Raw genomic sequence first — 11397 nt, forward strand, 5'->3', positions numbered from 1 at the left:
CGAGCACTTGCGAGAAGCCTTGGGTGTTCGCTAAAAACCAAGATTTTACCTGAAAGGGCCAAAAAAGCCCAGTAGACCAATAAATAGGGGAAAATCAGTCCATGAATCTGCTTTCCGCTGCCGCCAAAGTGAGTGCTTTGACGATGTTATCTCGGATAACTGGCCTTTTACGTGAAACTCTGATTGCCCGAAGTTTTGGGGCTTCAGAGTGGACTGATGCGTATAACGTTGCCTTTAGATTACCCAACTTACTCCGTCGTTTATTCGCCGAAGGCGCTTTTTCACAAGCTTTTGTGCCAATTTTGGGAGAAATTGTTGCCCGAGGTGAGCCAGCCAAGTCGCAGGCGCTGATTAACGCAGTTGCCACCCTTTTATTTTGGTCGTTGCTGTTTACTGTTGGGCTTGGGGTGCTGGCGGCACCATTACTTATTTTATTGATCGCTACGGGTTTGACCGGCGGACCTGCTTTCGAGGCCAGCGTGGTCATGACCCGCATCATGTTTCCTTATATCGGCTTCATTTCACTGGTTTCACTTTCTGCTGGTATTTTGAATACCTATCAGCGTTTTGCGCTCCCCGCCTTTACCCCCGTTTTACTCAATTTGGCCTTAATCATCAGCGCTATTTGGCTCGCTCCGCAATTAGAGCAACCCATCTATGCCCTGAGTATTGGCGTTTTAGTCGGCGGCCTACTGCAGCTGCTGATTCAAATTCCCGCCCTTAAGCGTTTAGGTCTATTGCCGCGCATTGGCATTCTGCCGAGCGCTATTCACCAAGCCTTTATCAGCCCAGATTCCCGACGGGTGTTGCGCTTAATGGGGCCGGCGGTGTTTGCGGTCTCGGTTGCGCAAATTTCCCTCTTAATCAACACGAATATCGCTTCGCGCTTAACTACGGGAAGTGTTTCATGGTTAACCTATGCAGACCGCCTCATGGAGTTTCCCACCGCACTGCTTGGCGTAGCGCTCGGTACTGTCTTATTGCCAAGCCTTAGTAAAGCCAATGCTAATCAAGACCTTAAACATGCTGAGGAACTGTTGGTTTGGGGTTTGCAGTTGACTTTTCTGTTGGCTGCGCCTTGTGCATTAGCGCTATTTTTATTTGGTGAGCCAATTGCTGCCGTGCTCTATCACTATGGGCGGTTCAGTGCGCTTGATGTGATGATGACCCAACGCGCCTTAGCCGCCTATGGGGTGGGCTTAGTGGGTCTAATTTTGGTAAAAATTTTGGCCCCAGGCTTCTATTCTCGGCAAGACATTCGCACCCCAGTCAAAATTGCCTTGGTGGTTTTAGTTTCAACCCAACTGGCAAACCTGGTCTTTGTTCCCTGGCTAGGGCATGCTGGCTTAGCTTTATCTGTTGGCTTAGGTGCTTGCCTAAACGCGGCGATGTTGTGGATTGGCCTTTGCTGGCGGGGGGCACTGCCAACTTCAGCGGGTTGGTGGAAATATTTAGCACGACTCGGGGTAGGCTTAATTCCCTTGGGTCTGATATTGCATTATGGTTCGCAAGCCCATAATTGGATCGACTTACAAGCACAGCCTTGGCTGCGGATTGGTCTTCTGGTTGGCTGGCTTAGCCTAGCGGCAGTAATTTACTTTATCGGCATTAGACTTGGTGGAATTCGCTGGCAAAATTTCTTACGTCATGCAAAATAGGAGGTATGCCCACACGACAACTTGACTACTTTGCGTCTCTGGTAGCAGAAGACGACTATTTTCCTCTTACCGAGGCTGCGGTTGCCGTTGCTCAGCATGCATTTCCTGACTTAGATGTACAGACTGTTCTTGATCAAATTGATCAACTTGGCAAGCGACTCAAACAGCGCATCACCCCCGAAACTTCGGCGGTACAAAAACTACAGCATCTAAAACATTTTTTTTATAGTGAGCTAGGGTTCGGCCCCAATCCAAATGATTTTTACGCGCCTGAAAATTCTTATCTCCATCATATTATTGAAAGTCGGCGCGGAATACCAATCTCTCTGGCAATGCTGATGATGGAATTAGGCCATCAAATTGGGCTCAAGATTCGTGGAGTTTCTTTTCCCAATCATTTCATGATGCGCATCTCCTTGCAGCAAGGTGAAATTATTATGGATCCCCTAACGGGCGCCTCGTTATCAAAGAATGAATTGCAGGAGATGTTGGATCCCTATTTAGACGCCAAGGGCTATCAAGATGAAATTAGTTTGCCTTTAAATATTTTTTTACGCGCCTCTAGCCCCCGTGAAATTCTGTCGCGCTTTCTGCGTAATCTAAAGTTGATTTACACCGAAAACGAGCGCTGGGAGAGATTGTTGGGGGTACAACAACGTTTAGTTATTTTGCTACCTGATTCGATCGAAGAGATTCGGGATCGTGGGCTCATTCTTGCCCAGCTAGAATATTTGCGTCCAGCACTTGAAGATATGCAGCGCTACCTGGTGGCCTCGCCTGAGGCAGGCGATGCCGAAGAAATTCGTGAACACATTGCCACCTTAGAAAATCAGAGTCGGCAAAACTAATTTTTAAGCTTCATGGCTTCTGGCGCAGCGCTTGCACCATCTTCACTAATGCAGCGAAAGCTACCGGCAAGGCAGCTGCTCCAACCCCAACTAAAACAATCACATTTAAGTTTTCCCGAATGATTGGAATGTTGCCGAAAAAATATCCTGCCACTACGAGACCTACCACCCAGATTGCAGCACCAACAATATTAAAAAATTGGAAGCGGGCAAAATTCATTGCAGAAACACCAGCGACAAATGGCGCAAAGGTACGGACGATAGGTAAAAAACGTGCCAAAATAATGGTCTTACCGCCATGCTTTTCATAAAATGCGTGGGTCTTACGTAACGCAGCTTGATCAATCCAACGTGATTGACTGGCAAACACTTTTTCCCCAATCCAGCGACCAATAAAATAATTGACAGTATTACCCACGACTGCAGCAAGTAGTAAACCACTGCATAAGGTGAGCATATTAAATTGGCCAGTGGCGCAATAGGCCCCAGCAATAAATAATAGGGAGTCGCCAGGCAAAAAGGGGGCAATAACTAAACCTGTTTCTGCAAATACAATAGCAAACAGAATGCCATAGGCCCAGTTGCCATAATTTTGAATCACTAAGTCTAAATGGCGATCAACGTGTAAAAAGAAATCGCCTAGTTGAATTAAGGTATCCATCAACTTCACCTCTTTAATTGAAATTGAGGTGGATATTAACAGGCTTAGCTAGCTAAGCTTCCTATAATTGTCGTATGCCCCTAAAACCGACTGTGTCAGTAAATGATTATTAAAACCCCCGAGCGCCTCTCGGAGGTCCTCTGCATTGTTGGCCCAACCGGCAGCGGTAAAAGTCATTTGGCAATGACTGTGGCACAGCAGGCCGCACAGCGAGGCGTAAAAATAGAATTAATCAGTATGGATTCGGCCTTGGTGTACCGTGGCTTAGATATTGGCAGCGCAAAACCTTCAAGTGCTGAACGTGCTTTAGTGCCACATCACTTAATTGATATTCTTGAGCCCTATGAAACCTATTCGGCAGCGCGCTTTGCCGCTGATACAAAACGCCTCTGCGCCGAAATCCAGTTACGCGGCCATATCCCGTTAGTTGTTGGTGGAACCATGCTCTATTGGCGTGCTTGGGCTTACGGCTTATCAGTCCTGCCAGAAGCGAGCCCACGAATCCGCCAAGAACTAGAAACGCGCGCTGCGCGCTTGGGGTGGCCAGCCTTGCATGCCGAGCTAAATCAAATCGATCCCCTTACTGCTGCGCGCCTTAAACCCCATGATGCACAACGTATTCAACGGGCCTTGGAAGTATTTTTAGTGAGCGGGCGTCCTCTGTCAACTTGGTTAGCTGAAAATCCGAGTCAAGACGGCCGCACTGGTGCAACTATTCCCGCCGGACTAAAACTTGTTGCACTTGAACCTAGTGAGCGTAAAAAATTACATGAGGATCTTGCCACTCGCTTTGATGCAATGCTTCAACAGGGTTTGATTGCTGAAGTGGCAGCGCTAAGACAGCGCCCTGAAATTCATGCCGACTTACCTGCCATGCGCGCAGTGGGTTATCGACAGGTTTGGCATTACTTAGCGGGTCATGACTCTTTAGAGGGCATGCGGGAGAAAGCCTTAGCCGCTTCACGGCAACTGGCTAAACGTCAGTTAACCTGGCTACGCGCGATTTCAGCTCGGCAATGTTTTGATTCACTCACGACCAGCGGCCAACAACAAGCCCTTAACTATTGCTTAGAGCAGCTCAAGATTAAATAACTAGGGTTTGAGCTTCGCCAGCGGGACGCTCACGTACTTCACCAGCTACCCAAACCTTCAGGCCCTCCGTCGCCAAGGACTGAATTGCGGTAGAAGCAAGCTCGGGCGCAACAATTAATACCATTCCAATCCCACAGTTAAATATTCTCACCATTTCTGCATCAGCAACATTACCCTGAGTTTGTAACCAGCGAAACAATGCTGGTAACTCCCAGGTATCGCGCTGTAAAACCGCCTGCATGTTTTCTGGCAAAACGCGCGGCACATTGTCAACAATGCCACCGCCAGTAATATGGGCCAGCCCTTTAATGTCAATTGCAGACATCAGTTTTAACAGGGGTTTAACGTAAATTTCCGTAGGCGCCATCACCGCTTCAATTAATGGCCTACCATCTAAATCATCATCCGGTTTTGCTCCAGCACGCTCAATAATTTTTCGCACTAAGGAATAGCCGTTACTGTGAGCACCACTAGAGGCAATTGCCAAAACGATATCGCCAGCACAAATGCGTGAACCATTAATAATTTTCGATTTTTCAACTGCACCCACTGCAAAGCCCGCTAAATCATATTCTCCAGGCGGATACATGCCGGGCATCTCGGCTGTCTCTCCGCCAATCAGCGCGCAACCCGCTAACTCACACCCCTTAGCAATCCCCTCAATCACCTGCGCTGCTGTATCAATCGTTAATTGGCCACAAGCAAAATAATCAAGGAAAAATAGAGGTTCAGCGCCCTGCACCAAAATATCATTCACGCTCATGGCGACTAAATCTTGACCAATGGTGCCATGCCAATTCCATTCAAAGGCCAGCCTTAGTTTGGTGCCGACTCCGTCGGTGCCCGCCACTAAAACAGGTTCGCGATAACGCTTTGGCACTTCAAATAAGGCCCCAAACCCCCCAATACCTGCTAAAACGCCTTCGCGCATAGTTTTTTTGGCTAATGGCTTGATCCGCTCAACCAGTGCATCGCCGGCATCGATGTCGACCCCAGCATCACGATAGGAAAGGCTTGCGGCTAGAGGGGGGGAGAATTTAGTCATAAAAAGAGGGGTAATTTAGGGGTGAACTGAACTTGATCGTTAGAATCATTGAATTCTAGAGGATCAATGCACCATGGCCGAAATTTTTACCCCTTTTTTAGCTGCCTTCATTTTGGCGTACGCTTTACGCCCGATTTCATTATGGCTTGAGCGGCATCGGCTACCCAAATCTCTAGCGGCGTGTTTGGCGATGATTTTTGGTTTAAGTCTACTGGCTGGGATTGTCATTTTGCTCATCAGCTTAATTAGTCAAGAAATTCCATTAATTAAAACCCAGCTACCGGAGTGGATCGAAAAAACCCAATTGTGGTTAGCGCCAAAATTAGCCGAACACAATATTGCCTTTGACTGGGGCGCGATTAAAGCAATTGCTACCCAAAAAATTGGTGCATTAGTCAGTGATAACGCCAAAAATGTTGTCAATACCACCCTCGGCACGATCCTTTCTTCTAGCGGCTCTATCCTTAGTGTCTTGATCGATTTAGTCTTAACGCTCTTTGTATTGTTTTATCTTCTAATTGATTGGCATCACTTCTTTGAATATTTAAAAAAATTAATTCCTTTACGCTTTCAGGCTAGCGCGCAACACCTTTGCGCTAAAACTGATGGCCTGTTATCACAATATTTACGCGGTCAAATTTTAGTTATTTTGGTAATGGCAGTTTTTTACTGCTCAGGGCTTTCTATTGTTGGTGTGCGCGGTGCCATTGCGTTAGGGGCATTCACGGCAATGGTGGTGATCATTCCCTACTTAGGATTCTGGCTTGGCTTTATTCTCGCCGTGCTATCGGCCCTTTTGCAATTTGGTTTTGGCACCGAAGTTGTGGGTGTTTTAGTGGTGTTTGGCATAGGCCAAATGTTAGAGGGCTTTTTCTTAACGCCGCGACTGGTCGGTGAACGCATTGGTCTACACCCCGTTGCGGTCTTATTTGCTTTGCTGATCTTTGGTAAGTTATTTGGATTTTTTGGGGTACTGCTTGCCTTGCCAGCCAGCGCAGTGAGTTTGGTCCTCATTCAATATACTTGGTCTCTCTATCTTCAATCGAGTTGGTATCAGGGTTCTAAAAAATAATCGTGATGAAGCCAAATGCAGCGCTACCGAAACAATTTGCGCTTGATCTGAGTCAGCCCCAACAAGCTACGCTAAACAATTTTTTAGCGGCCAGCAATGCCGCCCTGCTAGCTCATCTACAATCACTCGTTTCGGGTTGGGAGATTAATCCTGCTGACACTTCCCTGCATGCGCTTAATGACCGCTGGCTTTACTGGTGGGGCGCATTGGGATCGGGCCGTACCCATTTACTCAGCGCCTTAAATAACGCGGCGGATCTACTTAATCTGCGGCACTTTTCTCTGCAAGCTAATGAACCCGTTTCTTGGGTTAATTTAGAAGAAAAATTACCGCATTTACTCAGCCAAGAACAGGCGATTATCATTACGGTTGATGATATCGATCAGCTTGATGAGCGTTTATCAGCGGCACTCTTTCGGATTTTAAATTTGGTCCATGGTAGTCGTAACTTATATATTTTTATGGCCGGCAATAGCGCACCTGCTGGCTTACAACTGCGTGAAGATTTACGTACTCGATTAGCTTGGGGCCTAGTATTTCAAGTGCAACCTTTAAGCGATGAGGAAAAAATGCAGGCATTGCAACAGGCGGCAGCTGAGCGCGGCTTAAATTTATCGCCAGAGGTAATACCGTGGCTGCTGCAGCGTTTTTACCGCGATATGCCGAACTTAATGGCCCTATTAGATGCGCTTGATGCCTACTCACTAGAAATGAAGCGCGCTGTGACTTTGCCACTCGTGCGCGAATTATTGCAAATTCAACCTCCTACAACTAACAACCCGACTCTTGGTAGCGCTGGATGACGACACTAGCATTATTCGATTTAGACCATACTCTATTGCACTTCGATAGCGACTATGAATGGGGGCAATTTTTAGTCCGACTTGGGGTCGTCGATGGAGTGGCATTTGCGCAAAAAAATGAGCAGTTTTACAGCGACTATAAAGAAGGTAAGCTCGATATTGATGCATTTTTAAGTTTTGCCTTAAAGCCTCTTGCAGAACATTCTCGGCCACAATTAAAGGCTTGGCATGAAATTTTTATGGCTGAGGTCATTACTGGAAAAGTCCACTCTCAAGCACTAGATTTAGTAAGGCGTCATATCGATGCGGGTGATTTATGTTGCGTGGTGACGGCAACAAATAGTTTTGTTACCCGCCCAATTGTGGAAAGTTTTGGTATTACCCATTTAGTGGCGACCGAACCGGCAACGGAAGGTGATGCGCCAGAGGGAAATTTTACTGGTGCCGTGAAAGGGGTACCCAGCTTTCGTGATGGCAAAATACACCGAGTTGAAGCATGGTTGGACAGTTTAAATATGTCTTTAGCAGAGATACCCAGAAGCTATTTTTATTCCGACTCATTGAATGATTTGCCCTTACTTGAAAAAGTCACTAATCCCATTGCAACTAATCCTGATATGCTCTTGCGGGCCGAAGCCCAAAAACGTGGCTGGCCTATTCTCGAGCTATTCAATTGATAACAAAATTTATTAAAGGGCTGATTAAACGCCAGCCCAAGCCTAAAGTAGGGGGTACGAAAACTACACTTGCTCAACGGATTAACAAAAAAACCCATCGCATTGATCCCCACTTATTGTCAAAAAATGCGGTGAAGGTAACCCAAGTACTGCAGCAAGCGGGCTACTCCGCCTTTATTGTGGGTGGTGCAGTACGAGACTTAGTGCTGGGAATTGGTCCAAAGGATTTTGATGTAGCAACGAATGCGACTCCCGAACAAGTACAAAAATTATTTCGGAAATCACGTCTCATTGGTCGGCGCTTTCAAATCGTGCATGTTACTTTTTTTGGTAAAGAGCGCCCTGAAATTATTGAGGTTTCAACCTTTCGTGCCATGCTGGATCAAGTGGGGGAACATCTTGCTGAAAGTGGACGAATCTTACGCGACAATGTGTGGGGCTCACAAGCAGAAGATGCAGAGCGCCGCGACTTCAGTATTAATGCGATGTACTACGACCCATCATCTGAAACCGTATTCGATTATCACGGCGGTATGGCTGATATGCAAAAACGTACGCTGCGCATGATTGGTGAACCCAGCAAACGCTATCGGGAAGATCCCATTCGCATGCTTAGGGCAATTCGGTTTGCGGCTAAAACTGGCTTTACGCTCGATCCAGCTACGCGTGCGCCGATTGCTGAGTTAGCTGATTTGATTCATGACGTGCCAACAGCAAGGCTCTTTGACGAAATTCTTAAGCTACTGATGTCGGGGCACTCTTGGCCAGCGATTGAAGGTCTGCGTGCCGCTGGTCTGCATCACGGCTTGCTGCCATTGCTTGACAAAGCCTTAGATGGTGATACTGCGAGTGGTGCTGGCACCGAGTTTATCAAGCTATCACTGTCAAATACCGATGAACGTATTCAAGCAGGCAAAGGGGTCTCGGCTGGCTTTCTCTTTGCCAGTTTGTTATGGCCTGATTTAACCCAAAACTGGCGGCGCAATATTGCTGGAGGGATGGCTAATGTGCCCGCCCTTCATGCCGCGATGGATGACACGATTACCAGCCAAAATAATGGTGTGACTATTCAGCGGCGTTTTGAAGCAGACATGCGCGAAATTTGGACTATGCAGCCCCGCTTTGAAAACCGTCTAGGTCGCTTCCCCCATCGCCTCATTGAATCGCCCCGCTTTCGAGCGGGTTATGACTTTATGTTACTGCGCTGTACTACGGGTGAATTACCCAATTCATTAGGGCTGTGGTGGACGCAATTTATTGAGGCTGATTTGAATACCCGCGAAGAACTGATTAACTTAGCCAAAGCAGAAGATCAAAAAAATGGCAAGGTAACTAAATTAGGCAGCAAGCGGCGTCGGCGCAAACCCAAAGACATCTCATTGCCTAGCCCTGAAATCTTAAAAGACTAAATTTAGCGCAGATTAAGAGCGGCCATGGCTGCATTTTTGCCAGCAATACGCCCAAAGGCTGTGCCAATTGCCATGCCTATTCCAGCGGTATACCCTTTACCCAGAACATTGCCTGCCATCATCTCACCAGCCACAAATAAATTATGACTAGGCTTACCACTAAAGTGTACCGCGGTAGTTGCATCGGTTTTTAAACTAAGATAAGTAAAGGTAACGCCGGGCCTGAGTGGGTAGGCATAAAAAGGGGGCACGTTAATCTTGGTGGCCCAATGGGTTTTAGCTGGCGTAATTCCCTCGGTATGACAATCATCCAAAGCGGTATGGTCAAAAGTTCCGGGCTGGCAAGCGGTATTAAATTCATCCACGGTTTGCTTTAAGACCAATGGGTCAAGTTTAAGCTGTAAGGCGATATCACCCATGTTATCGGCTATCGTGCCCGCAAATACTGGTGGCATAAAGCGGCCAATCGATTTTGAATCAATGATGGAATAAGCAATTTGATTGGGCTGTTGTGCTACCAAGCGCCCCCAAATCGCATAACGCTTGGGCCAAAAATCTTCGCCTTCATCATAAAAACGTTGGCCCCTTTCATTTACAACAATACCAAGTGAGACACAGTCGATGCGGGTGCATATGCCCCCGTTATATAACGGTGCACGCGCATCAATGGCGGCCATATGCGCTTGCGTAGGATCTCCAATCGAATCAGCGCCAGCTTCGATCATATTTTTTAATAAAGCACCTTGATTAAAAGTTGTACCACGAATTAAAAAATTATCGGCTGGACTTTTGCCCTGCTCATCAATGCCCCAAGCCTCTCTTTGCCATTCAATATTGGACTCAAAACCACCAGCGGCTAAGACACAAGCTTTGGCTGTAATCCGCTCACCATTTTCAAGTATGGCTGCGCTAAATTGATGACCATCTAATTCAATTGACTTTACTGGTGCGTTATAACAAATTTTCACGCCTAATTTTTCAGCACTGCGATAGTATGCGTTGACTAAAGCTTTGCCTCCTCCCATAAAAAAAGCGTTGGTACGAGATAAATGTAAGGTCCCTGATAGTGGTGCTTGAAAATGGACGCCATATTTGCGCATCCATGTGCGACAAATGCTCGATTCTCGAATCGCTATTTTGGCGAGCTTTTCATCGGTTATGCCGCCAGTCACCTTCAAGAGATCTTGCCAGTACTCCTCTGCTGGATAGGTCTCTAATAAAACGTCTTGGGGCTCATCATGCATACAGCGAATATTGCGCGTATGGGTGGAATTTCCACCACGCCATTCGAAGGGCGCTGACTCTAATAGACAGACTGAAGCGCCCGCTTCCCGGGCCATAAGAGCGGCACATAGGGCAGCATTGCCACCGCCGATTACCAATATATCAACCATCAATTAATCTCATAAAAGGGTTAGCCCTTACAAAAGAGAAGTCATTATGGCGTAATTTATTTGCCCGTGCGTTTTGCTAACAGAATCAAACTTATTTACGCAGCCTGCAAACTTTAGCTTTTTTCAGTAAAGTAAGCCTATCTTGAATGGGAAAGATAAATGGCGCGGGCTTTTATTGGATTTGGTGGCAACCTTGGCGATACTCGGCAAATTATTACCGATGCCATCGTTTGTCTCGCTTTACGTAATGAATTACATATAGTGAGTAAGAGTTGTTATTACCAAAGTGCCCCAGTTGATGCTCTTGGTAATGACTATATCAATGCCGTCGTCGAAATTGAAACCGAATTAGAACCTTATGGCTTGCTGTATGTCTGTCAAGCAATAGAGCAGCAATTTGGCCGCGAGCGGCCTTACGAAAATGCGCCACGTACCCTCGATTTAGATATTTTGATTTTTGATGGTTGCGCGCAAAATGATACTGAGCTCACCCTACCTCACCCTCGTATTACTGAACGATCATTTGTTTTATTGCCTCTACTAGAAATTTGTCCTGAATTATTTTTACCCGAATTCGGCATTCTCAAGGCTTTTTTACCGCAAGTAGCACACCAACGCATTGATAAACTTCCCTGTCGAAACTGTAACTGCGATGCAAAAATGCAGATTAAGTCAAGCGAACCTCCCTACAAAAGACTCAACTAAGCTCCCAACGGGGCATTAATTCATTACACTCAT

11 protein-coding genes are annotated in these 11397 nt (G+C 46.6%); 8 read left to right on the forward strand and 3 right to left on the reverse strand.

The genetic code is table 11. The annotated features are described in order from the left end of the window. Positions 1–101 precede the first annotated feature (101 nt). Entirely contained in the window at positions 102–1658 is a 1557-nt protein-coding gene (gene murJ / locus LZG75_RS10405) for a murein biosynthesis integral membrane protein MurJ (RefSeq protein WP_233925096.1), read from the forward strand. 5 nt (positions 1659–1663) lie between these two features. Then, entirely contained in the window at positions 1664–2506 is an 843-nt protein-coding gene (locus LZG75_RS10410; protein ID WP_233925097.1) for a SirB1 family protein, read from the forward strand. 10 nt (positions 2507–2516) lie between these two features. Here LZG75_RS10410 and LZG75_RS10415 read toward each other — a convergent pair whose 3' ends face one another. Further along, complete coding sequence (locus LZG75_RS10415; RefSeq protein ID WP_233925098.1) at positions 2517–3167, reverse strand: VTT domain-containing protein; 651 nt, start codon at positions 3165–3167, stop codon at positions 2517–2519. A gap of 102 nt (positions 3168–3269) precedes the next feature. Between LZG75_RS10415 and miaA the strand changes: the two genes are divergently transcribed. Then, entirely contained in the window at positions 3270–4259 is a 990-nt protein-coding gene (gene miaA / locus LZG75_RS10420; protein WP_233937473.1) for a tRNA (adenosine(37)-N6)-dimethylallyltransferase MiaA, read from the forward strand. On the opposite strand, the gene purM is transcribed toward miaA, so the two are convergent. Beyond that, a complete protein-coding gene (gene purM / locus LZG75_RS10425; RefSeq protein WP_233937474.1) occupies positions 4252–5304 on the reverse strand; it encodes a phosphoribosylformylglycinamidine cyclo-ligase in 1053 nt (350 codons plus the stop codon). The two genes, miaA and purM, sit on opposite strands and share 8 nt — an antisense overlap. 73 nt (positions 5305–5377) lie before the next feature. On the opposite strand from purM, the gene LZG75_RS10430 reads away from it, so the two are divergent. Genes LZG75_RS10430 through pcnB form a run of 4 tightly spaced genes read left to right on the forward strand, consistent with a single transcriptional unit; the run spans position 5378 to position 9265 of the window. After that, a complete protein-coding gene (locus LZG75_RS10430; RefSeq protein WP_233925103.1) occupies positions 5378–6376 on the forward strand; it encodes an AI-2E family transporter in 999 nt (332 codons plus the stop codon). 5 nt (positions 6377–6381) lie between these two features. Next, positions 6382–7179, forward strand: coding sequence for a DnaA regulatory inactivator Hda (gene hda, locus LZG75_RS10435; RefSeq protein ID WP_233937475.1), 798 nt, complete (start codon positions 6382–6384; stop codon positions 7177–7179). Continuing rightward, positions 7176–7856: an HAD family phosphatase gene (locus tag LZG75_RS10440; protein ID WP_233925106.1), complete on the forward strand. Its 681-nt coding sequence runs from the start codon at positions 7176–7178 to the stop codon at positions 7854–7856. The genes hda and LZG75_RS10440 overlap by 4 nt, the downstream gene beginning before the upstream one ends. Beyond that, positions 7853–9265 (forward strand): polynucleotide adenylyltransferase PcnB, encoded by a 1413-nt coding sequence (pcnB, locus tag LZG75_RS10445; protein ID WP_233937476.1) that lies wholly within the window; start codon positions 7853–7855, stop codon positions 9263–9265. The genes LZG75_RS10440 and pcnB overlap by 4 nt, the downstream gene beginning before the upstream one ends. Positions 9266–9267: 2 nt before the next feature. Here the strand turns inward: pcnB and tcuA are convergent, their stop codons facing one another. After that, positions 9268–10659, reverse strand: a complete 1392-nt coding sequence (gene tcuA / locus LZG75_RS10450; RefSeq protein ID WP_233925108.1) for an FAD-dependent tricarballylate dehydrogenase TcuA — start codon at positions 10657–10659, stop codon at positions 9268–9270. 159 nt (positions 10660–10818) lie between these two features. Here tcuA and folK point away from each other — a divergent pair, with 159 nt between their 5' ends. After that, positions 10819–11364 carry a 2-amino-4-hydroxy-6-hydroxymethyldihydropteridine diphosphokinase gene (gene folK / locus LZG75_RS10455; protein ID WP_233925109.1) on the forward strand — a complete coding sequence of 182 codons (546 nt, stop codon included), beginning with the start codon at positions 10819–10821 and terminating at the stop codon, positions 11362–11364. Positions 11365–11397: the final 33 nt, after the last annotated feature.

Origin of the sequence: Polynucleobacter sp. IMCC30063 (genome assembly GCF_021395235.1) — a bacterium.
GTDB lineage: Bacteria > Pseudomonadota > Gammaproteobacteria > Burkholderiales > Burkholderiaceae > Polynucleobacter.